This window comes from Corynebacterium sp. MSK008, from assembly GCF_030232585.1.
In the GTDB taxonomy this organism is placed as follows: Bacteria; Actinomycetota; Actinomycetes; order Mycobacteriales; family Mycobacteriaceae; genus Corynebacterium.
The window spans coordinates 94114-116565 of record NZ_JASPJX010000008.1 but is presented as its reverse complement, the minus strand read 5'-3'; the positions used below and the strand labels follow the sequence as shown (position 1 = coordinate 116565).

19 protein-coding genes and 4 pseudogenes are annotated in these 22452 nt (G+C 63.5%); 8 read left to right on the top strand and 15 right to left on the bottom strand.

The window, feature by feature from the left end; translation table 11 throughout:
- Nucleotides 1–136: 136 nt before the first annotated feature.
- The 5 genes from QP996_RS08190 to QP996_RS08170 form a co-directional block, all read right to left on the bottom strand.
- Entirely contained in the window at nucleotides 137–1537 is a 1401-nt protein-coding gene (locus QP996_RS08190; protein WP_284872169.1) for a YjiH family protein, read from the bottom strand.
- Between the two features lie 21 nt (nucleotides 1538–1558).
- A complete protein-coding gene (locus QP996_RS08185) occupies nucleotides 1559–2689 on the bottom strand; it encodes a CaiB/BaiF CoA transferase family protein (protein ID WP_284872168.1) in 1131 nt (376 codons plus the stop codon).
- A gap of 20 nt (nucleotides 2690–2709) precedes the next feature.
- A complete protein-coding gene (locus tag QP996_RS08180; RefSeq protein WP_284872167.1) occupies nucleotides 2710–3876 on the bottom strand; it encodes an acyl-CoA dehydrogenase family protein in 1167 nt (388 codons plus the stop codon).
- A gap of 423 nt (nucleotides 3877–4299) precedes the next feature.
- The gene (gene hutH / locus QP996_RS08175; RefSeq protein WP_284872166.1) at nucleotides 4300–5841 is read right to left on the bottom strand and encodes a histidine ammonia-lyase; all 1542 of its coding nucleotides are present in this window, start codon (nucleotides 5839–5841) and stop codon (nucleotides 4300–4302) included.
- A 32-nt stretch (nucleotides 5842–5873) separates the two neighbouring features.
- Complete coding sequence (locus QP996_RS08170) at nucleotides 5874–6608, bottom strand: IclR family transcriptional regulator (protein ID WP_284872164.1); 735 nt, start codon at nucleotides 6606–6608, stop codon at nucleotides 5874–5876.
- 37 nt (nucleotides 6609–6645) lie between these two features.
- Here QP996_RS08170 and hutG point away from each other — a divergent pair, with 37 nt between their 5' ends.
- Nucleotides 6646–7596 (top strand): formimidoylglutamase, encoded by a 951-nt coding sequence (gene hutG, locus QP996_RS08165; protein WP_284872162.1) that lies wholly within the window; start codon nucleotides 6646–6648, stop codon nucleotides 7594–7596.
- A gap of 11 nt (nucleotides 7597–7607) precedes the next feature.
- Here hutG and QP996_RS08160 read toward each other — a convergent pair whose 3' ends face one another.
- Nucleotides 7608–9107, bottom strand: coding sequence for a YjiH family protein (locus QP996_RS08160; protein WP_284872160.1), 1500 nt, complete (start codon nucleotides 9105–9107; stop codon nucleotides 7608–7610).
- A gap of 192 nt (nucleotides 9108–9299) precedes the next feature.
- On the opposite strand from QP996_RS08160, the gene QP996_RS08155 reads away from it, so the two are divergent.
- Nucleotides 9300–10853, top strand: a complete 1554-nt coding sequence (locus tag QP996_RS08155; protein WP_284872158.1) for an alanine/glycine:cation symporter family protein — start codon at nucleotides 9300–9302, stop codon at nucleotides 10851–10853.
- 91 nt (nucleotides 10854–10944) lie between these two features.
- Here QP996_RS08155 and QP996_RS08150 read toward each other — a convergent pair.
- A pseudogene (locus QP996_RS08150) lies at nucleotides 10945–11367 on the bottom strand (heavy metal translocating P-type ATPase); the annotation flags it as partial.
- A 70-nt stretch (nucleotides 11368–11437) separates the two neighbouring features.
- Complete coding sequence (locus QP996_RS08145; RefSeq protein WP_284872156.1) at nucleotides 11438–11764, bottom strand: heavy-metal-associated domain-containing protein; 327 nt, start codon at nucleotides 11762–11764, stop codon at nucleotides 11438–11440.
- Between the two features lie 284 nt (nucleotides 11765–12048).
- Here QP996_RS08145 and QP996_RS08140 point away from each other — a divergent pair, with 284 nt between their 5' ends.
- The 3 genes from QP996_RS08140 to QP996_RS08130 all read left to right on the top strand — a co-directional run bounded on the left by QP996_RS08140 (nucleotide 12049) and on the right by QP996_RS08130 (nucleotide 15397).
- A complete protein-coding gene (locus QP996_RS08140; protein WP_284872155.1) occupies nucleotides 12049–12258 on the top strand; it encodes a heavy-metal-associated domain-containing protein in 210 nt (69 codons plus the stop codon).
- A 170-nt stretch (nucleotides 12259–12428) separates the two neighbouring features.
- A complete protein-coding gene (locus QP996_RS08135) occupies nucleotides 12429–14765 on the top strand; it encodes a heavy metal translocating P-type ATPase (protein ID WP_284872153.1) in 2337 nt (778 codons plus the stop codon).
- Between the two features lie 290 nt (nucleotides 14766–15055).
- The gene (locus tag QP996_RS08130) at nucleotides 15056–15397 is read left to right on the top strand and encodes a metal-sensitive transcriptional regulator (RefSeq protein WP_269511641.1); all 342 of its coding nucleotides are present in this window, start codon (nucleotides 15056–15058) and stop codon (nucleotides 15395–15397) included.
- Between the two features lie 615 nt (nucleotides 15398–16012).
- Here the strand turns inward: QP996_RS08130 and QP996_RS08125 are convergent.
- The 3 genes and pseudogenes from QP996_RS08125 to QP996_RS08115 all read right to left on the bottom strand — a co-directional run.
- Nucleotides 16013–16222, bottom strand: a pseudogene (locus QP996_RS08125) (aa3-type cytochrome oxidase subunit I); the annotation flags it as partial.
- Between the two features lie 120 nt (nucleotides 16223–16342).
- Nucleotides 16343–16666, bottom strand: coding sequence for a ferredoxin (fdxA, locus tag QP996_RS08120; RefSeq protein ID WP_085957615.1), 324 nt, complete (start codon nucleotides 16664–16666; stop codon nucleotides 16343–16345).
- Nucleotides 16667–16937: 271 nt separating this feature from the next.
- Nucleotides 16938–17219: a cupin domain-containing protein gene (locus QP996_RS08115; protein ID WP_253704894.1), complete on the bottom strand. Its 282-nt coding sequence runs from the start codon at nucleotides 17217–17219 to the stop codon at nucleotides 16938–16940.
- On the opposite strand from QP996_RS08115, the gene QP996_RS08110 reads away from it, so the two are divergent.
- The 3 genes and pseudogenes from QP996_RS08110 (at nucleotide 17106) to QP996_RS08100 (ending at nucleotide 19267) form a co-directional block, all read left to right on the top strand.
- The gene (locus QP996_RS08110) at nucleotides 17106–17351 is read left to right on the top strand and encodes a hypothetical protein (protein WP_284872174.1); all 246 of its coding nucleotides are present in this window, start codon (nucleotides 17106–17108) and stop codon (nucleotides 17349–17351) included. The two genes, QP996_RS08115 and QP996_RS08110, sit on opposite strands and share 114 nt — an antisense overlap.
- Before the next feature lie 65 nt (nucleotides 17352–17416).
- Entirely contained in the window at nucleotides 17417–18142 is a 726-nt protein-coding gene (locus QP996_RS08105; RefSeq protein WP_284872151.1) for a glycosyl hydrolase family 65 domain-containing protein, read from the top strand.
- A gap of 251 nt (nucleotides 18143–18393) precedes the next feature.
- Nucleotides 18394–19267 (top strand): annotated as a pseudogene (locus QP996_RS08100) (fructose bisphosphate aldolase).
- Between the two features lie 110 nt (nucleotides 19268–19377).
- On the opposite strand, the gene QP996_RS08095 reads toward QP996_RS08100, so the two are convergent.
- The 4 genes and pseudogenes from QP996_RS08095 to QP996_RS08080 all read right to left on the bottom strand — a co-directional run bounded on the left by QP996_RS08095 (nucleotide 19378) and on the right by QP996_RS08080 (nucleotide 22374).
- Nucleotides 19378–20430 (bottom strand): type II glyceraldehyde-3-phosphate dehydrogenase, encoded by a 1053-nt coding sequence (locus QP996_RS08095; protein WP_284872149.1) that lies wholly within the window; start codon nucleotides 20428–20430, stop codon nucleotides 19378–19380.
- A gap of 87 nt (nucleotides 20431–20517) precedes the next feature.
- Entirely contained in the window at nucleotides 20518–21180 is a 663-nt protein-coding gene (locus QP996_RS08090) for a DUF305 domain-containing protein (protein WP_284872148.1), read from the bottom strand.
- A 52-nt stretch (nucleotides 21181–21232) separates the two neighbouring features.
- Nucleotides 21233–22009: pseudogene (locus QP996_RS08085) on the bottom strand (HAD-IC family P-type ATPase); the annotation flags it as partial.
- A 38-nt stretch (nucleotides 22010–22047) separates the two neighbouring features.
- On the bottom strand, nucleotides 22048–22374 hold the full coding sequence (locus tag QP996_RS08080; RefSeq protein ID WP_284872147.1) for a heavy-metal-associated domain-containing protein: 327 nt from the start codon (nucleotides 22372–22374) through the stop codon (nucleotides 22048–22050).
- Nucleotides 22375–22452 lie beyond the last annotated feature (78 nt).

The window sequence follows — 22452 nt, the reverse complement described above, 5'->3', positions numbered from 1 at the left end:
TTCACATCCTTCGGAGTCCAACGACCAGCCACAACAACCTCCAAGTCGAGGTGGCGCATTCACCCACTGACAACTCCCCCTGTTTTGAGGCAAACTCTGGGTCCCTTACTCGGGGTATGCGGCGGGGCGGGGTGCGCTAGAAGATCAGGTACGCGATCGGCACCGTCAGGATGATCGACAGCACCACGCGCTGGAACCAGATGATCACCATGTGGCTGATCTTCAATGGGATGTCCGTGGCGAGTACCGCCGGGATCATCGAGGAGAAGAAGAACACCTGGCTGATGGAGACCACTCCGACGGTGAAGCGCAGCACCTCCGACTCGTGGCCGGAAACCAGTGTTGCCGGCAGGAACAGTTCGGACAGGCCGATGGCGAAGGCCTCCGAGGCCAGCCACGGGTCTGGCAGCTGGAACAGCAGCGCGAGCGGGTAGAACACCGCGCCGAGGATTTTGAATGCGGGGGTGTAAAAGGCAAGCGCCAGGCCGATGATGCCCACGGCCATGATGCCGGGGATGACCTGGATGGTCATGATCACGCCGTCTTTGAAGTTGCGCCAGAGCGTCTTCGGCAGTGAGTCGGCCTGCGCCAAAAACGCCATCGCTTCCTTCCACGCGGCGGCGAACACGTTGCCCTCCACCTGTTCCTCCGGCTGCGGGGTGGCGCCCGGATAGTAGTCGTCCGGGATGGTGGACAGGGGCGGGATGCGGACGACAACCATGGTGACCAAGAAACACACGATCAGAGTGATGGCGAAGTACACGCCCCAGATGTGCATCAGGTCAAGGGTGCGGGCCACGACCACCATGAATGTGGCCGAAGCGGTGGAGAACCCGGCCGCGATGATTGACGCCTCGCGGGCGGTGTAGCCACCGGTGCGGTAGACGCGGTTAGTGATCAACAGGCCCAGCGAGTACGAGCCCAGAAACGACGCCACTGCGTCCACCGCGGACTTGCCCGGCGTGCGGTAGACGGGCCGCATGAAGCGCTGCACCATCACGCCGATGAACTCCATCAAGCCGAAGCCCACGAGCAGCCCGAGGAAGATCGCGCCTACGGGGATGAGCAGACCAACCGGGATGACCAGCTTGTTCAGGATGAACGGGCCAAGACGCTCATCAAACAGGAACGACGGGCCGAAACCAAACACGAGCATCGCGCACAACAGCACGGCAAGAGCTGACAAGAACGCGAACACAGCGCGAGCTTTGTCCTCGCGCCACTTGCCGGTGGCGAACTGGTAGACAGCGCCGGCGGTGATCATCACCAGCGTGATGTACGGCAGCGCGGCGCTCAGCCCTTCTTGCAGCCAGCCGACGATGTGGTCCAGCAGAATCGTGTTCTTCTCGCCCACCGTGAAGGGGACGAAGAAGGCAAACGAACCGACGGCGCTGTAGACGAAGAAGCGCCACTTCTGCTTCGGATCTGGGCTTTCTACTTCGTGCGGGTCGGGCATTGAGGGCACAGGGGCGATGCCCTCGCCTTTGATCCAACGGGTGCTCCCGCCGCGGCGGCGGGGGTTGAGGGTGTCCTCCATGGTGCTGCTCCTTTGCGGAACTTAGCGCGGGTCTTCGCTCAGCCAAGACTCGATGCGGTCGTTGTGTTGCCCCAGCTCCGGCGCCGGCTTTGGTGCTTCCATGCCGGCCAGCTTGAGCGGGGAGGCGAGGGTGCGGAACCCATCCGTTTCTTCGGCAATCACGCCGCGTTCTTCAGCGAACGGGCTGCGCAGCGCCTCATCTAAGTCGTAGACGCGGGCGGTGGGCACGCCGTGCTCTTCAAATAGTGCGATCGTCTCGGCGCGGGTTTTGGTGCTCAGCGCTTCTTCGATCAGCTCGCGTAGCGCGACGCGGTTCTCGGAGCGGGCCACCGGCTCTGCAAAGCGATGGTCGGTGGCCATCTCCGGGATGCCCAGCGCGTTGGCCAGGCGCTCGAACAGCCGGTTCGTGGTGATCGCGATGACTACGTCGCCGTCCTTGGTCGCATACGTGGAAAACGGCGCTGACAGGCCGTGGTCGTTGCCGATGCGGGTGGGCGGGGTGTCGTCGTAAAGCGCACGCATGCCTACGGACTCCATGACGGAGATGAGCGAGTCGTACATAGCAAGGTCCAAATGCTGACCCTTGCCCGTGGATTCGCGCTGGTAGAGCGCGGAGACGGTGCCGATGGCGGCGTAGAGGCCCGGGATGAGGTCGCCGAGCGAGATGCCCACGCGCGTCGGCTTGCTGTTGGGCCAGCCGGTGATAGACATCAGGCCGCTCATCGCCTGCGCGACCAGGTCGTATGCGGGCTCCTTGGCCAAAGACCCGGTTTGGCCGAAGCCCGAAATACTCGTGACGACGAGCCGAGGGTTGACCTCCAGCAGTTCCTCCGGGCCCAAACCGAGCTTCTCCAACACGCCCGGGCGGAAGTTCTCCACCACCACATCGGCGCGGCGGACCAGGTCGCGCAGGACCTCCTTATCGTTATCGTCCTTGAAGTCGAGCGTGATGCCCATCTTCGAACGGTTGAACAGGCGGTAGTAGGCGGACGTGCCGTCCACGAACGGGCCGAACTGGCGCGAATCATCGCCCCACGGCGACTCCACCTTGATCACCTCGGCGCCCAAATCCGCCAGGATCATGGAGCAGAACGGGCCCGCGAGTACGCGGGAAAGGTCGAGGACGCGGATGCCGGAAAGTGGTGCATTCATGGTGTTTCCTCCTGCGTGTTTTAGACGAACGCCGACTCGCCCGTGATGGAACGGCCGACGATGAGCTGGTTGATGTCGTACGTGCCCTCGTAGGAGTAGATGGCCTCCGCGTCGTTGAAGATCTTGGCCATGCGGTAGTCCGAGATCAGGCCGTTGCCGCCCAGGATCTCGCGGCCGAGCGCGACGGTTTCACGCATGAGCTTCGAGGTGAACGCCTTGGCCAGCGCGGACTGCTCGTTGTTGGCGGAGCCGCGGTCTTCCATGCGCGCCAGCTGCGCCATCATGGATTCAGATGCGACCAGGTTGCCCTGCATGGTGGCCAGTTTGTTCTGGTTGAGCTGGAATGAGGAGATCTTCTTGCCAAACTGGATGCGCTCGTCCGCGTAGCCGAGCGCCACATCGAGGGCGCCCATCTGCGTGCCGACGGCCTGCCAGCCGACCGTGGAACGCGCACTCTTGAACACCTTGTTGATGTCCTTGAACGAGTTCGCGCCCTCGAGCTTGTCGCTGTCTGGGACGAAAACGTTGTCCAGGGTGATGTCTGCGTTTTGCACCGCGCGGATGGCGATGCGGTTTTCCATCAGCGTGGCGGTGTAGCCCTCTGCCGTGGTGTCCACGATGAAGCCCTTGACCTGCTCGTCCTCCGGGTCGCGGGCGTAGACGGCGACGTAGTCGGAGAAGGTGGCGTTGCCGATCCAGCGCTTGGCGCCGTTGAGGATCCAGCCGCCGTCGACCTTGGTGGCGGTGGTGCGCATGCCCTGGGCGACATCGGAACCGGCCTCCGGCTCGGTGATGGCCAACACGCCGGTCTTGCGCACCGCGTACAGGTCCGGCAGCCAGCGCTCCTTCTGCTCCTCGGAGCCGAGCAGCTCGATGCTGCCGGTGAACAGGCCGTCCTGACCGGAGAAGAACGTGCCCACGGAACCGTCCGCGCGGTGGATCTCCGCCGCGACCAGGCCGGCCAGTAGGCGGGAGCGGCCCTGGCCGCGCACGAGACTGATGATGTTCAGCTCGCCTATCGACGGCAACAGCTCGTGCGGGAACTCCGAGCGGTTCCAATAGTCCACGGCGATGGGCAGCACCTTCTCCTTCGCCCAGTCGCGGACGTTGTGGAGGATCTCTTTCTCCTCCGCGGGCAGCTCGGACTCAAAATCGTAGAAATCGCCGTTCGGGTACCGACCAGCCATGATGAGACTCCAATCACAATCGACGCGAAACTATGGTGTGGGCGACAGTGTATGGAGAACTTTGCAGGTCACATCTGGCTTGCGCAGCGAGTTGTCTTGGATCCGAGACTGCGGGGCGGGGGTTCGGTGGGGTGGCGCGCGGGTTCCTGACAGATTGCGAGGGCGGCTTGCACCGACCTGGGGCGATCGGGGCCGCCTGACAGATTCCGCCGCGAAGTGTCGGTGCTGTGGGGATTTGTTCACTCGCCGGGGCCCGAGCGGTGAACAAATCCCCATTGGACAGGCAATTAATTCACTTTGCCCAGGTGAGTAAAGCCGATCGCCGAATGTATTCACGGGTGAGTGAATACATTGCTCCGGGGCCTGCGACCGGGCGTGTCGGGCAAGCCACCAGGTGCCCAGGCGCCCAGACCCCCAAACTACCTACCGCAGCTTGCCCACCACGGACTCGACGGCCTCGACGTAGTCGCCGCCCTTGACCAGCTGCACGGAGTGCTCGATTTCGGGGGAGAGGTAGCGGTCGGTGCCGGGGCCGTCGACAAGCTTGCGCAGCGCAGACACGGCCGCACCGGTGCCTGCGGAGGGCTCGCCGTCGCGCATGTCCAGAGCGCGGGCGGCGGTGAGGATCTCCACGGCGAGCACGCGCTGCAGGCCGTCGATGCTCCGGCGCAGCTTGCGGCCGGCGGACCAGCCCAAAGAAACGTGGTCTTCTTGCATCGCCGAGGACGGGATCGAGTCGGCGGAGGCCGGCACAGCGTTGCGCTTGAGCTCGCCGACGATGCCGGCCTGCGCGTACTGCGCGATCATGTGGCCGGAGTCCACACCGGGGTCGCCGGCGAGGAAGGCGTTGAGGCCGCGGTTGCGGGCGGGGTCGAGGAAGCGGTCGGTGCGCCGTTCGCTAATCGACGCCAAGTCCGCCACCACAATCGCCAAAAAGTCCAGCACGTAAGCCACGGGCGCGCCGTGGAAGTTGCCGTTGGAGGCCACGCGGCCGTCCTTGGCCACCACGGGGTTGTCGTTGGCGGCGGCGAGCTCGCGGTTGGCCACGGTGGTGACGTGGGCCAGCGTGTCACGGAAGCCGCCGGCGACCTGCGGGGTGCAGCGGATGGAGTAGGCGTCCTGGACCTCGTTGGCCTTGAAGCCGTCCAGGGCTGCGTCGAGGATCGGCGAGCCAGCGGCGACGGTGCGGATGTTGTAGGCGGAATCCGCCTGGCCAGGGTGGGGGCGCAGCTCCTGCAAGTCCTCGTCGAAGACGGACAGGGTGCCTGTCAGGCCCTCGACGCTCATGGCGGTGGCGATGTCGGAGACCTTGGCGGCCTCGCGCAGATCAGCGATGGCCAGGCACAGCATGCCGAGCATGCCGTCGGTGCCGTTGATCAGCGCCAGGCCCTCCTTTTCGCTCAGCACCAGCGGCTCGATGCCGGCAGCCGAAAGCGCCTCAGCCGCCGGGACGATCTCGCCGCCGCGGACGCGGACGTCGCCCTCGCCGAGCAGCGCCAGCGCGCAGTGCGCCAGCGGCGCCAGGTCGCCGGAGCAGCCGAGTGAGCCGTACTCGCGCACCACCGGGGTGATGCCGGCGTTGAGCGCGGCGGCGTAGGCTTCGGCGACCACGGGGCGCACGCCGGTGCGGCCGGTGCACAGCGTGGACAGACGCAGTAGCATCAGCGCGCGGATGACCTCTTCTTCCACCTCAGGGCCAGTACCTGCGGCGTGGGAACGGACCAACGAGACCTGCAGCTGGGCGCGCATGTCCTCCGGGATGTGCTTGGTGGCCAACGCGCCGAAACCGGTGGAGACACCGTAGACCGGGGTGGGATCCGCGGCGAGCTCTTCGATGCGCTTGCGGGTCGCGGCGATCTCATCCAGGGCCGCCGGGTCGATGGCTACCTCGGCTCCGTGACGGGCGACGGCCACAACATCCTCGATGGACAGGGCCCCAATTCCAACTGAAACTGTGTGCGTCATGGACGTGATAGTAGACCAAAAAGTGCGTCTAATCACACGTTTCCAAAGAACTGGGCCCGCAGCCCCTCCGCGGCGGTGTGCAGCGCGCTGACCAGCTGTTGCGTGTCCGCGCTGCCCACGGCGAAGGTCACCGCAAGCGCCGCCGCTGGGCGCGAAAGGTGGTCCAGCACCGCCACCGCCACGGACTCTTGGCCGCGCGAGATGGCTTCGTGTTCGGTGGCGAACCCTTGGCGTCGATAAGCAGAAAGCTCCTCTTTGACCTCGCTGTAGCGGCGGCGCTCGCCCGAAAAGTTGTACGCGGCGCGCAGCTCCGCCTCCGGCAGCTGCGCAAGCATGATGCGCCCCGAGGCGGTCTTCAGCGACGGCAAACGCACGCCCACCTCCGTGACCAGCGACACCGCACCGGGGGCGCGCACCTCGTGCAGGTACACAATCTCCGGGCCGGCGAGGCGCGTCAAGTGCGCCGAACCGCCCGCGAGCTGCGCGATCCGCGCCAGCGGCTTCGTGGCCAGTCGCACCAGCGGCTGCTGCGTGGTGTAAGCCTGCGCCATGCGGTACGACGCCAGCCCCAGCCCGTACGTGCCGGGCTTGCGCAGGTGCACCACAAACCCGGAATCCTCCAGCTCCCGCAGCAGGTGGTAGGTGGTGGAACGCGGCAGGTCCAGCTCGCGCTGGATGCGGGTGGCGGAAATCGGCGCGTCCGTGGTGGACAACAGCGCCAGGATGCGCAACACGTTGTGCGCGGCGGGAACCTGCGGCTTAGTCATCGCACATAGTATGCCCACGGCGCTACCCTCGGAGGGCATGAACACTGTAACTGCACCGCTTTTCACCCCCGCTTCCAACTGGACCGGCCGCAACGACGGCCCCGGCCCTGAGCACGCCCGTTGGCACAGCGTCATCGACACAACTGCCCAGCCCACCGAGGGTGCCGTGCACCTGATCGGCTACGCCTCCGACGAAGGCGTCGAACGCAACGGCGGCCGCCAGGGCGCGGCGAAAGGCCCGGAGGCGTTGCGCGCGGCCCTCGGCTCGCTCGCGGTTCACGAGAGCACATCGCTTCTCGACGCCGGCACCGTGACCACCCAAGACACCGACCTCGAAGGCTCCCAACGCGAGCTGTCCGACCGGGTGCGCGACCTCGTGGCGGCGCAGGGCGCAGACGGGATGACTGTCGTGCTCGGCGGCGGCCACGAAACCTCGTTTGCCACCCACCGCGGCGCCTACGAAGCTATCGGGCCGATGCAGGTGATCAACTTCGACGCCCACTTCGACCTGCGCACCGAAACCCGCCCCACCTCCGGCACCCCGTTCAAGCAGATCGCCGGCCTGGTGGGCGAGGACTTCGACTACAGCGTCTTCGGCATCTCCAAGCCCAACAACACCAAGGTGCTCTTCGACACCGCCGACGAACTCGGCGTGACCACCGTGCTGGACACCGAACTGGCGGCAATGACCGTGCGCGAGGCCGCCGAGCGCGCCCTCGCAGCGGTGGAAGGTGACCGGCCCATCCACCTGTCCATCGACCTGGACGTGCTGCCGGCGGCGGTCGCGCCGGGTGTTTCCGCCCCGGCTGGCTTCGGCGTGGAGTACGCGACGCTGCGCGCGATGGTCGCGGCTGTGGCGTCCACAGGGCGCGTTGCGCTTCTCGACGTTGTCGAGCTCAACCCTGACTTCGACGTGGACAACCGCACCGCCAAGGCCGCCGCGCGGTTGATTGACGATGCGGTTGTGGGGGCGAAGCTGCGTCGATAAGCAGCTGCTTCTTAGAAGATCAGGTGCGCCACCGGCACCGTGATCAGCACGGTGAGCACCACGCGGATGAACCAGATCTGCACCATCTTCCAAATGCTCAGCGGGATGTCGGTGGCCAGCACCGCCGGCACCATCGCCGAGAAGAAGAAGATCTGGCTCACGCACACCACAGCCATGGTGAACTTCAGCACCATGTCGTCCGAACCTGCGGACAGCGTGGCCGGCAGGAACATCTCCGCCAGGCCCGACGCCAGCGCGCCCGAGGTCGCTAATGGGTCCGGCAGGCGCAGCAGCCACACCACCGGGAAGAACGCCACGCCAAGAATCTTGAACACTGGCGTGTAGGTGGCCAGCACCAGGCCGATCGTGCCCACCGCCATGATGCCCGGGGTGACCTGCACGGCCATGATCAACCCGTCGCGGAAGTTCGCCCACAGCACCTTGCCCAAAGACTCGGCGCGGTTGAGCTCAATCTTCGCCTCGCGCCACGCCGCCTTGAAACGGTTACCCTCGATCTCTTTCTCCGGGTGCGGGGTGGCGCCCGGGTAGTAGTCCTCCGGAATCCGGGTGATAGGTGGGATGCGCACCACGATCGCGGTGACGATGAAGGTGATGATGAAAGTGATGAAGAAGTACGCCGTCCAGTGCTCCATCATGTCCAGCGTCTTGGCCACGATGACCATGAACGTGGCGGAGACGGTGGAAAAACCCGACGCGACAATCGACGCCTCGCGGCCGTTGTAGCTGCCGTTTTTATACATGCGGTCGGTGATGAGCAGGCCCAGCGAGTAGGAGCCCAAAAATGACGCCACCGCGTCCACCGCGGACTTGCCCGGGGTGCGAAACACCGGGCGCATGATCGGCTGGACCATCACGCCGATGAACTCCATCAGGCCGAAGCCGACCAGCAGACCGAGGAAGATCGCGCCAACCGGGATGAGCAGGCCCACCGAGATAACCAGCTTGTCCAGGATGAACGGGCCGATATCCGGGTTGAACAGCCACGCCGGGCCGAACCCGAACGTGAGCATCGCGCACAGCACAATCGCCAGCACGGACAGCCCCGCGAAGGCCATTCGCGGGTAATCCTCTTTCCAGCGCCCGGAGACGAACTGGTAGACCGTGCCCGCGATGATGGCGAACAGAGCCAGGTAGCGGGTGCCTTCCCCGAGCGTGGTGGTGATCCAGCTGACGATGTGGTCCAACAAAATCGTGGACTTGGAATCGCCGATGGTAAACGGCACGAAGAACGCGAAGATGCCGATGGCGCTGTAGAGGAAGAAGCGCCACACCGCCTTCGGCTTCGGGTCGGACTCGGGCGCGGTGTGCGGCTGGCCCTGGTTTTCGGCGCGGGCGATAGTTTCGGTGTTGTCTGTGGGATCCTCAATACCTTCGAAGCTGGGGTTGTCCAGCTCGGGGATGAGTGCCTCCGCCCCCGCCGGCAAGTTCTTCACCGGCCAGGCGGGGGAGAACCTGCGCCGGGAGTGCACCGGCTTCGCAGTCTCGTTCATTGTGTCCTTCCATCTGTTGCGTTCAGCACCGCAAACCCTGCGGATGTCGCGCAGAACGGAATGTTTTCGGTGTCGGCGCATAATTTTTACACCGAAAGTGACCCAAAGCACAACCGGATGGCCTATGTTTTCTAGATACCTGCAAGGTTTCCCGAAAAATACTCCCAGCACATACCCCTTTAGGAGGGTCCCGTGGAAGGTTTTATCGACACCCTCAACGGTGTGATTTGGTCCAACGCTCTCGTCTATCTCTGTCTTGGTGCGGGCGCGTACTTCACGCTCGTCACCCTGTTTCTGCAGATCCGCTGCCTGCCGGACATGATCAGGCAGCTCAAGTCCGGCGAAAGCTCTGAGCAGGGCATTTCCTCGTTCCAATCCCTGATGATCTCGCTGGCCGGCCGCGTCGGCGTGGGCAACATCGCCGGCGTGGCCACCGCCATCGCGTTCGGCGGTCCGGGCGCGGTGTTCTGGATGTGGCTGGTGGCCTTGCTCGGCTCCGCCACCTCCTTCATCGAGTGCTGCCTGGCCCAGATCTACAAGGAGACGGACCGCGACACCGGCGAGTACCGCGGCGGCCCGGCCTATTACATCGAAAAGACCTACAAGCACACCGCGGCCGCGCCGTTCATGCTGGTCTACGCAATCATCTTCTCGGTGTGCATGCTGCTGGCCACCTCGTACTTCCTGCCGGGCATCCAGGCCAACGGCGTGGCTGCAGCCGTCGATAATGCATGGGGCGTTAACGTCTGGGTCTCCGCGACGATCATGACCGTGCTTCTCGCGTTCATCATCATCGGCGGCGTCAAGCGCATCGCGAACTTTGCCTCCATGGTGGTGCCGTTCATGGCCGGCATCTACATCATCATCGCCATCGTGGTGCTGTTCGCGAACGCTTCCCAGATCCCGGAGGTGTTCGGCACCATCGTCCGCTCCGCCTTTGACAAGGAGGCCGCATTCTCCGGCATGCTCGGCGCCGCCATCATGTGGGGCGTCAAGCGCGGCATCTACTCCAACGAGGCCGGCCAGGGCACCGGCCCGCAGTCCGCGGCGGCCGCCGAGGTCTCCCACCCGGCCAAGCAGGGCTTCGTCCAGGCGTTCGCTGTTTACATCGACACCCTGTTCGTCTGCTCCGCCACCGCCTTCATCATCATCTCCACCGACATGTACAAGGTCTTCGAGGGCCAGTCCGAGGACGGTGCGTTGATCTACGAGGGCTCGCTTGCCGACGGCATTCCTGTCGGCCCCGGCTTCGTCCAAGAAGGCCTGAACTCCTTCTCCGCCGGCCTCGGCCCGTCGTTTATCGCCCTGGCGATCATGTTCTTCGCCTTCACCACCGTGCTGGCGTACTACTACATGGCAGAGACCAACTTCACCTACCTGAACCGCTGGGTGAAGAACGAAGGCACCCGCAAGGCCATCATCTGGATCCTGCGCGCCCTGATCCTCGTGGCCGTGTTCATCGGCGCGACCACCACCCCGGGCACCGCCTGGGCGCTCGGCGACATCGGTGTCGGCGCGACCGCGTGGCTCAACATCGTGGCGATCATCTTCCTGCAGGTCCCGGCACTGAAGTGCCTGTGGGACTACCGCCGCCAGAAGAAGGCCGGCATCGACCCGCACTTCGACCCCGAGGCGCTGGGTATTAAGAACGCCGACTTCTGGGTCGAGCGCAAAAACCGCATGATCGAGGCCGGCACCTGGCCGGGCGTTGAGGGCAAGGTGGTCACTACGACCCGCAACAACTAGCCGTAATCAAACCGGCTACCTAGGGCCTGGCTCCCATTTAGTGGACTCGCTGGAACTGGTCCAGACTGGACCGACGAAAGCAGAGACACTATCAGCGGACGGCGGTGGATGCCGGAGTAGGCGTGGTGTGTTCCTCCTTCCCGTCGGTCGGAGCCAGGTGGGCCGGATCCAAATCAATGCGGCGTAGCAGCTGGGCGTTCAGGGCCACCACGATGGTCGAGGCAGACATCAAGATCGCGCCCATGGCCGGGGACAGCACGAACCCGATCGGGGCGAGCACGCCGGCGGCCAGCGGTACGGCGAGGATGTTGTAGCCAGAGGCCCAGATGAGGTTCTGGATCATCTTGCGGTAGCTGGCCTGCGAGAGCTCAATCATCGACAGCACTGCCCGCGGGTCATCACTGGCCAGGACCACTCCGGCGGATTCCATGGCCACATCCGTGCCGGCCCCGATGGCGATACCGACCTCCGCGCGGGTCAGAGCGGGGGCGTCGTTGACACCGTCGACGACCAGCTCGGAGATGGTCACGGTGCGGGTTCCTTCCGTTCAACCCGGTCGGGGTCGAGATGATGGGTAAAACTGATCAGGATAAGACGGTGTAGCCGGCCTCTTCGATGGCCCGGCGAACCATCTCCGGAGGTATGGCACCGGTGACCGTGACGGTGGAAACACCACCAGCAGCGAGATCAATCTGGACGTCGTCGACCTGGGGGAGGGCCTGAAGGGCCTGGGTCACGCTTTTCACGCAGTGCCCGCAGGTCAGGCCGGTGGCCTGGTAGCTAGGGGAGGATCCTCCTGCTGACGAGTCGCTGGCGGCAGGGGTGGAGGCGGTGTCGGCATGTGAGGCGGGTCCGCAACAGCTGCAGCCGTGGGAGGCCATCGGCAAGAGGTGGGGCGGGGAGGTGGTCATGGGAAAGCTCCTATGGGTCGTTGGGATGCGGTAACGCTCGTTAGCATATACCCCCCGGGGGTACATTTTCAAGGGGTGGAGGGCACGGCCCTTACGCGGGGCAGGGTGTGGTCACCGAGCAGCCTCCTCGCTGTCGGGAGGGGACAGTGGGAGGCGGAGGGCAAACACCGCTCCGCGACCGGGTCCGGGCACCTCCTTGACTGATACCCCCCATGGGTATAGGTTGAAGGTTGTTGGGGCATCTCCACTTCTGCCCCTCAGGACATCAAGGAAAGGATCATCTGATGAGCGCCGTAACAAAGAAGTACATCATCGAAGGCATGACCTGTGGACACTGCAAGTCCTCCGTGGAGGAGGAGATCGGCGCGGTCGCCGGTGTGACCATGGTGGAGGCCACCGTGGATACCGGGCAGGTGACCGTCACGGGTGAAAACTTCACCGACGACGATGTTGTCGCCGCTGTCACGACAGCCGGCTACACCGTCAAGCCCTAATCCCTGGGCCCGGTCCCCGCCTCACGTAGACACGGCCGGGCCAACCCTGCTGGATATGCCCATCAGGCCCAGCCATGCCGGTTCGATATCCCCGACGGTGCATCTGTGGGCGGGCCTTTTGGGACCTCGGAGATGCACCTCACCACTGTTTGCTGAAGGACTGATCACTGATGATTCAAACTCAACCGTCGGTTGACCTACTCCAGGTCGATCTGGGCGTCACCGGCATGACCTGTACGTCGTGCTCAGGGCGGGTGGAGCGCAAGCTCAACAAGCTCGATGGCGTGGAGGCCACCGTCAACTTCGCCACCGAATCCGCCTCCGTCAGTTACGACCCCACCAAAGTCGACGCCGATCGGCTGATCGAAACCGTGCGGGGTGCCGGGTACGACGCGTTCACCATGGGGGATCAACATGCCTCCGCCGTGGATAGCGGCCCGGAGGAGGACACCGAGGTGGTCGGTGACCGCCACGAACAGGCCCGCGAGGCCGAGGCCACAGACCTGAAGTCGCGTCTGATCGGGTCGACGATCCTCTCCGTTCCGGTGGTCGCGATCTCGATGATCCCGTCCCTGCAGTTCATGAATTGGCAGTGGGCCCTGCTCGTCATGTCCACCCTGATCTACTTCTACGGTGGCGCCCCGTTCCACCGGGCGACCTTAACCAACCTTCGTCACGGCTCGACCACGATGGACACACTCGTGTCTCTGGGCACTACCGCTGCGTATCTGTGGTCGCTGTGGGCCTTGTTTTTCGGCAACGCCGGGCACCCCGGCATGGTCATGGAGATGAGCCTGCTGCCCCGCGATGACGGCATGGACCACATCTACCTCGAGACCATCGCCGTAGTCATCACCTTCCTGTTGCTCGGCCGGTGGTTTGAGGTCCGCGCCAAGGGCCAGTCCTCCGCGGCGCTGAAGTCCCTGCTGGACATGGGTGCGAAAGACGCCGCGGTGATCCGCGACGGTGAGGAAGTCCGCGTCCCGGTCTCCCAGCTGACAGTCGGTGACGTCTTCGTCGTCCGCCCGGGTGAGAAGATCGCCACCGACGGTCGTGTCATCGAGGGCACCTCGGCCATCGACGAGTCGATGCTGACCGGCGAGTCCGTTCCCGTCGAGGCCGCCCCCGGCACCCCGGTCACGGGCGCGACGATCAACACCTCCGGTCGACTGCTGGTCGAAGTCACCCGCACAGGTTCGGAGACCACGCTGTCCCAGATGGCCAAGCTGGTCACTGACGCCCAGGCGAAAAAAGCCCCGGTCCAGCGCCTGGTGGATAAGATTTCCTCGGTCTTCGTCCCGACGGTCATTGTCGTCTCCATCATCACCCTGATCGTCCACCTCGCCCTCGGCAGCGGGGCGAACTGGGCCTTTTCCGCCGCAGTCGCGGTGCTGATCATCGCTTGCCCATGCGCCCTGGGACTGGCCACCCCTACCGCCCTGCTGGTGGGCACCTCCCGGGGCGCGCAGCTGGGATTGTTGATCAGGGGCCCGGAGGTCCTCGAATCCACCCGCCAGGTCGACACCATCGTCATGGACAAGACCGGCACCGTCACCTCCGGGGTCATGTCGGTCACCGGCGTCCACGCCGCCGACGGCTACACCAACAACGAGGTCCTCTCTTTGTCGGCGGCCGTCGAAGCAGGCTCCGAGCACCCCATCGCCAAGGCGATTGTCACCGAGGCCGAGCGCTCCGGGAACATCCAGGAGGCCACCGACTTCGACAGCACCGCCGGCCGGGGCGTCACGGCCACCGTCAAGGGTCACGTCGTCACCGTCGGCCGTCCCTCCGGCCAGCTGCCCCGTGACCTCACCACCGCCTTCGACCACGCACAGTCGCAGGGCGCGACCCCGGTGGCCGTCTACGTCGATGACCAGCCCGCCGGTGTGGTCGTGGTGCGCGATGTCATCAAAGACTCCTCAGCGGAAGCGGTCGCCCAGTTCCGCAGGCTGGGGTTGAGGCCGTACCTGCTCACCGGCGATAACGCGAAGGCCGCGGCCGCCGTCGCCCAAGAGGTGGGCATCGATGCGGCCAACGTGAGTGCCGAGGTTATGCCGCAGGACAAGGTCGCGGTCATCGAGAAGCTACAACATGAGGGCAAGAAGGTCGCCATGGTCGGCGACGGCGTCAATGACGCGGCCGCCCTGGCCCAGGCCGATCTGGGTCTGGCCATGGGGGCGGGCACGGATGTGGCCATCGAGGCCTCCGATATCACCTTAATGAACAACGACCTGCGCTCCGCGGGCGATGCCATCCGTCTGTCACGTCGCACGCTGGGCACCATCAAGGGCAACCTGTTCTGGGCGTTCGCCTACAACGTCGTGCTGATCCCGGTCGCCGCGATCGGTTTCCTCAACCCGGGGTTGGCGGGCATTGCGATGGGCTTCTCCTCGGTGTTCGTGGTCTCTAACTCCCTCACGCTGCGTAGATTCAAGTCCTCCCACGACAACACAAGTTCCTCACCGCAGCCCGCTCGCCCCTCCGTGCGGCAGCCGGTCACCGCCTAATCCGCATCCTTTGCTAGCGATAAGGAACCCCGTGTCCTCCTCCTGTGGCTGAGTCCCTCCAATCACACTCAGACCTCCGTCCCCAAGTACCTGCTCCTGACCTCTCCCCGGCCCCACCCGGCAGGCCCCTCCGGGCCGACAATCTGCCGACTACTTATCCGAATAACGCCACAGGGCGTGGGGACCATGAGGTCCTCACGCCTCATTCCATACCCTCGGGCTTTCCATCCTGATCGACCCGCAACTGACTCAGGACATACCTGCCCCCTTTTTTCAGCAAGGAGACCATTGTGGATACTCGCACCCCTGATCAGGCCGCTTCTTCCTCGGGTGGGGCCGACACCTGTCACACCACCCATGGCTACATCAACGACAAGGATCGCTATCTCGCCCGCCTCAAGCGCATCGAGGGACAGGCCCGGGGCCTGCACAGCATGGTCGACGAGGAACAGTACTGCATCGACATCCTTACCCAGATCTCCGCGGTCAATGCTGCCCTACGCAGCGTTGCCCTGGGACTACTCGATGACCACATGAAACACTGCGTCCGTGACGCCGCCAAGTTAGGAGGAGAGGAGGCCGACGCCAAGTTCCAGGAAGTCACCGACGCTATCGCCCGTTTCGCCCGGTGACAGGCCGGGACCCGGCCACCACACCCCCGTCGAGAACGGCGGCCAGGCCACTCTGACCGCCCCTGTTGCCGGCTGGAGGCTTCGGAGTCCTGCTGCTGGCGGCGACATTATCGGGTTGATGGCCACTGTTGCTGCTGGTCGAAAAGATCGCGCCACTGAACAACCTTGACCACATCCCCACCTGCAACATCAACCGGTGCTGTTGCAAAGTTGGGGGGAGAGCCGCAGCCCTGAAGGCAGCCGACGGTCAATGACCTCGAGCGCTATCCTAACCACGATCTGCGCGCACTTCAGGGTTTTCGGGATCAGGGACAACAGCACCGCTGCGGTTAGATGTATCTCTAGCCCTCTGTGTGCACGCAAGTCCGGAGTTTGTCCGACGATAGCGGGGTTAATGAACCCTGTGGGCGTTGTGGAAGATCCACCACTCGTACAAGCACATCACCGCGGCGACGCCCTCCCAGCAGCCGACGACGAAACACCATCGGCCCCGCCGGCGCCGCTGCTCAGGAAGCCAGTGGAGTGACACTCACAGACCTCCGAGACTGCGCCGACAAAAGGCGCGCCTCCCCTGCCCCGTGGGGGCCGTCTCTGCATTCGTGCGTTCAGCGCACGTTACCTCACGCCAGCATGGTCGTCCTCCGGGGCGCCGGTCTGCGTGGTGTCGGCACATTCGTCGTGTGCGGTGACATGCCCCTCGCGTCGCATGCGTTCAACCATGTGCGGGTAGTGCAGTTCGAACGCAGGCCGCTCGGAGCAGATACGCGGTAGCGAGGTGAAGTTGTGGCGCGGCGGCGGGCAACTAGTCGCCCACTCCAGCGAGTTGGGTGCTGTTGCAAACAGGAATTCCAAATAACTCACTATTTGTTAGTGTGCAGCACAACGCTGGTACCGGATCCGCCGTTTTCGTCGAAAACGCGAGTTTGCAACAGCACCTATCAGGTCCTAGTTCTGGTTCTGTGGCGGCAGCGCCGCGACGAGCTGGACGTCGAAGTCCTGCGGACCCAGGCTGGCGGCACCGCCTGGCGAACCGAGGTCGTCGAAAAAGGCGGCGTTAGCGTCGATGTAGTCCACCCACTTGTCTGGGACATCGTCTTCGTAGAAGATGGCCTCAACCGGGCAAACGGGCTCGCAGGCACCGCAGTCGACGCACTCGTCGGGGTGGATGTAGAGCATCCGTTTGCCCTCGTAAATGCAGTCCACGGGACATTCTTCGACGCAGGCTCGATCCAGGACATCAACGCAGGGCTGGGCGATTGTGTAGGTCATCGGATCTCCGATACTACGGATAAAGACGTGGAAAATAGGTTCACTGTCATCCTACTAGCTCCCCGATCCTTCACCAATGGGCACATATCTTCGATTACCCCCGCCGCCAGTAGCGGTAAGGATAGTGGAACCGGTCAGCTGGTCACCGTCGCATGCTGGTACAAACATCAGGGACAGGAGGCCGGTGATCGAACGGTGCCGGTCCATGGTCTCGCCGCGAAAAACGGGCCCTCGGCGGGCTCAAACACCCCAGGGGAAGTCCCTATCTTTCTTATTGCTTCAGTTTGGCAATGGTGATCAAAACAGCGGAGTCCTCGATTGCCTCGAGGCTGTGCCGAGATCGCGGCACGATCAACAGATCACCGCTGCGACCTATCCAGGTCTCATCGCCCGTCCTGAGTTGGACACGCCCTTGTAGGACATAAATCGTGGATTCATCGTGATTGTCGCGCTCTCCGAGCTCGGCACCCTGACGTATCCCGACGACGGTCTGCCGCAGAACTTTTTCGTGTCCGCCGAAGACGGTATCGGCGGCACGAGCACTAGGGGCGATGACGGCCTCTTTAAGTTGCTTGCGGGCGAGGGCCTCGATCGATATTTTGTGCATATAAACAACGTTTCGGAGCCGGTCTGGGAAGCATCGAATGGTGAGGAGACCATGTTTTTGTTCATGCGCTTTCCCTGATGGCCCAAGAAGTTAACGCAGTACGTAAAAAGTGGACTCTGACGTGTCAGTGGTAGGGATCCTCCGTGGGCGGGCCGATGCGCAGGATAGCGGTCAGCGCTTGGTTTCGGTTACTGACATCGTACGGCAATATCGGTCGGCTCGACCTGATCCTGGAAGCCGAAAACGACACCACCAATCGGTATAAACTGGCCAAACAGGCCGACGTACTGATGCTCATCTATCTGTTGGGACCAACCGGTGTCATCAACCAACTCGGCAGGCTTGGTTATTCCTTCTCCGAAACTGACCTGAAACGCACCGTAGAGTACTACGTGTCCCGCAGCTCAGAAGGATCCACACTCAGCCGGGTGGTCCATTCCTCGGTGCTCTCCCGCTTCAACGAGGACCGGGCCTGGGCCCTTTTCCGCGAAGCCGTGGTCGCGGACCTGGATGACACCCAGGAGGGAACCACCCGCGCAGGAATTCATCTGGGTGCGATGGCGGGCACGGTGGATATCCTAACCCGCTCTTTTGCCGGTCTTCAGACCGAAGCCAACGCCCTTACCTTCGATCCCCGACTGCGTACCCACCTGGAAAAAGTGGAATTCCAGATCCAGTACCGCGGGCACCTGATCGATGTTGCCCTGAGCATCGATAGTCTCCTGATCCGACTACACCCCAGTACTGCGCCACCCATCTACTTGGGGAGCGCGGGAGCGTATGTGGAACTCGCCGGTGGGGAGTCAACGGACCTATTCGAGGCACGACGCGGCCTGCAGAACAAATCTACCCCGGACCTAACCAGGTGAGAAAACCCATGATGTCTGCCAAGCAGGCCGAAGCCAGGAGCATGACCGGTTCCCTTCGGCGGAGAGCACAGCTGCCGAAGACCCACGCTGGCCGGGCACCACCGGGGAAGAACCGTCATGACGCAGATCCTCGGTATTTACCTAACTGGACTGGAACCGTACCGGGATACGACAACGAGCACAGTTGCCTGGGACCGGGGCACAGTGGGCTCCACGACATGGTCACAACTCGCTAGGCGGAAGGACGTTTCATGGACGTAGGAAAATACGACAAGGTCAGGGCCGGTACCGGCTTCATCGCGGCGTTGGATCAAAGCGGGGGCAGTACCCCGAAAGCGCTGAAACTTTATGGGATCAACGAGGACGCCTACTCCAGTGGGGAGGAGATGTTTGGTCTGGTGCATAAGATGCGCACGCGCATCATTACCAGCCCCAGTTTCGACGGTGACCGGATCCTCGGGGCGATTTTGTTCGAGGACACAATGGACCGCGACATCGGGGGAATGCCTACAGGGGATTATCTGTGGAAAGTCAAAGACATTGTGCCGTTCCTCAAGATTGACAAGGGCCTGGCGGAAGAAACCCACGGGGCTCAGGTCATGAAGCCCCTCCCTGATCTGGACAACCTGCTCGAGCGTGCGGTAAGCAAGCACATGTTCGGCACCAAAATGCGCTCGTTCATCAGGCTTCCCGGGGAGGGGGTGGACGCTGTCGTTGCGCAGCAGTTCGCGATCGCTCAGCAGATCCTCCGGTTCGGGCTGGTACCCATTGTCGAGCCTGAGGTCGACATCCACAGCCCCCGGAAGATCGAGGTAGAAGACCAGCTCCGGGTGACCCTGCGCAAAGAGCTCGACCAGCTGAAGGAGGACCAGGCGGTCATCCTCAAACTGACGCTTCCCGAAACTGATGACTTCTACCGCGAGCTCGTGGAACATCCGCGGGTGCTGGCACTATCAGGCGGCTACTCGCGCGGAAGCTAACGCTCGCCTGGCACGCAACCCCGGAATAGTCGCCAGTTTCTCCCGCGCCCTGACCGAAGGGCTCACCGTCACCCAGGACGACCGCGAATTCGACGCTGTCCTGGATGAAACAATCGGCACTATCGCGGAAGCCTCACGCACCTGACTACGCCTTCCGAAAAGGCCGGTGCGCCTGATCAACTGCTTATACAGCGGTGCCCGACCCGGACATGAGCGATCTGGGTCGGGCACCGCCGTGGGTGTCTCCTGCTGGAATCAGCCGTTGGACAGAGGTGAGAAAAAGTCCGCGCGCACCCCCAGGGCACGGTCGGTGCGCTGGATGGACTCATCACCGTCTTCCACGGTGCCAGCCAGGGCACGGATTGCGTCGATGTTCTCTGGGATGACGATGGCCTGGTTGTCGACCGTGTACGTCCAGAACAACTCATTGCCCTGCACGGTCAGGATATCTTCCCAGATGGCGACCTCATACATATCGCCCCGTGGCCGGCCTAGATCTCGCATCAATTCGACGGTGCTGTTGACCGCCACGATTCCATCGGAGCGCCGCACGAAAGCGATCCGCGGCATCGCCTTCAACGCTTCGAGAACCTCTTCTGTGTCTGCCGGGCGGGTTAGCTCGATGGTCCAGAAATGCAGGTGGTTGTGGGTGTGCGCTCCCTTGGCCGCCATGGTCACCACATCCAGGTCGGGGACCACCGACTGGGCGTCTGGGCCTTGATGGCTGGGAATACGACCTTCGGGAACTATGGTGTTCATGATCCCCGAGTGGTCGGATTCCCACGGATCGGTGGCCCGGCGGACAAGCACTCCCCGCGCTTTGGACAGCAATCCAGCGTCCTGGAGTGCGATAAGGGTGCGGACAGTGCCGGTGGTGTTGCAGGAAACCACGCGGGTGGTGTCGCGTCCAAGCGTGGAACTGTAGTTGGCGTGGGCAACGAAGGAGTGGCCGGTGAGACTGTGCTTCTCCCCGCCCTGGAACACGGACTTGACTCCATGGGTGCGATAGAGGTCGAGGTTGCAGGCCCCGATGGTGGACGGGGTGCAGTCCACCACGACATCCGCGTTGTCGAGCAGGTCCGGTAGTTTCCCGGCGATGGGATATCCGGCAGCGCTCATCTCTTGGTGGGCTTCTTCGGTGGAGGCATAGACCGGGATGCCCTGCGTGATGGCGGTGGCGACCCGGTAATCGGTGGTGACGTCGCTGACCCCGAGGAGTTCCATGTCTTCCTGGGCTCTCACCGCGTCGGCTACACGTTTACCGATGACACCGTACCCGTTTACTGCAACCTTGATTTTATTCGGCATGCTGATTGTCCTTCCCGGAAATCCTCGTTTGGCCCGATGGCCGTATGGTCGTGTTTCTCATCTGGGGTGGTCGGGGAATGTCCTTGTTCAGAGCTCGTTGAGCATCTGCTCCATCTCGGCGATCTCGGCCTCCTGATCTTCAATGACCTGCTCAGCCAGAGCGATGGCCTGCGGGTTCTGGCCATCAGTGACCTCTTCGCGGGCCATATCGACCGCGCCCTCATGGTGGGCGGTCATCTGCTCAAGGTAGAGCCGGGCAGCCTCGGTGCCCTTGGCGTCCTCGAGGGCTGTCATGTCCTCCTCGCTCATCATTCCACTCATCCCGCCATGGTCCATCTCACCCATATCACCGGTGACCGGATCTTCTTCCCAGGTCTCGAGCATGGTATTCATCCGGTCGATCTCCGGCCCCTGGGCATCGATAACACCCTGGGCGAACTCGATGACCTCGGCCGGGATATCGTCCTTGGCCAGGAGGATTTCACTCATCTCCACGGCCTGTTGGTGATGCGGGATCATCATCTGCGAGAACATGATGTCCGCGTCATTGTGCTCGGCGGAGACCTCTCCGGCCGCCCCCGTCTCTGTCTCAGGATCCGTGGTGGCCCCGATCGTTTCGGTGGTGTCGGGGGCGGACGTAGTGGCGATGGTCGTGGTGTCGGTGTTTTCTCCCTCAGTGTTATCTGCGCAGGCGGACAAAACCAGGGTGGAGGTCAAGGCGAGAGCGGCGATGGTGATGGTGCGCTTCATGGGGGTTCCCTTTCGGAGGTTGTGTATGGGGGAGTCGATGAAGGATTGAAAGTCAGCGGACGGGGGCTGCAGAGCTCACAGCAGCCTTCTCCTCCTTCCCGTCGGTCGGAGCCAGGTGGGCCGGATCCAAATCAATGCGGCGTAGCAGCTGGGCGTTCAGGGCCACCACGATGGTCGAGGCAGACATCAAGATCGCGCCCATGGCCGGGGACAGCACGAACCCGATCGGGGCGAGCACGCCGGCGGCCAGCGGCACGGCGAGGATGTTGTAGCCAGAGGCCCAGATGAGGTTCTGGATCATCTTGCGGTAGCTGGCCTGCGAGAGCTCAATCATCGACAGCACTGCCCGCGGGTCATCACTGGCCAGGACCACTCCGGCGGATTCCATGGCCACATCCGTGCCGGCCCCGATGGCGATACCGACCTCCGCGCGGGTCAGAGCGGGGGCGTCGTTGACACCGTCGCCGACCATGGCCACGCTCAGGCCACGCTCCTGTAACTGGGTGACCTTGGTGTCCTTGTCTTGGGGCAGGACCTCGGCGAAGACCTCATCGATCCCCAGGTCCTTGCCAACCGCCTGGGCCACCTGCTGCGCGTCACCGGTGATCATCGCGACCTTCACCCCGCGGTCTTGCAGGGCTTTCACGGCGGCGTGGGATTCGGGGCGAATCTTGTCCTCGACGGCCACCGCACCGATGATCTGACCGTCGCGGACAATATGGAGCACACCGGCCCCACGCCCGGTCCAGGCGCTGGTGGTGTCGGTGAGCTCGGCCGGGGCGGTGAGGTTGAGCTCGCGCAGCATGTTCGGCCCGCCCACGAGGATCTCAGTGACCCGGTCGGGGTCGAGATGATGGGTAAAACTGATCAGGATAAGACGGTGTAGCCGGCCTCTTCGATGGCCCGGCGAACCATCTCCGGAGGTACGGCACCGGTGACCGTGACGGTGGAAACACCACCAGCGACGAGATCAATCTGGACGTCGTCGACCTGGGGGAGGGCCTGAAGGGCCTGGGTCACGCTTTTCGCGCAGTGCCCGCAGGTCAGGCCGGTGGCCTGGTAGCTAGGGGAGGACCCTCCTGCTGACGAGTCGCTGGCGGCAGGGATGGAGGCGGTGTCGACATGTGAGGCAGGTCCGCAACAGCTGCAGCCGTGGGAGGCCATCGGCAAGAGGCGGGGCGGGGAGGTGGTCATGGGAAAGCTCCTACGGGTCGGTGGGTACGGTAACGCTCGTTAGCATATACCCCCCCGGGGTACATTTTCAAGGGGTGG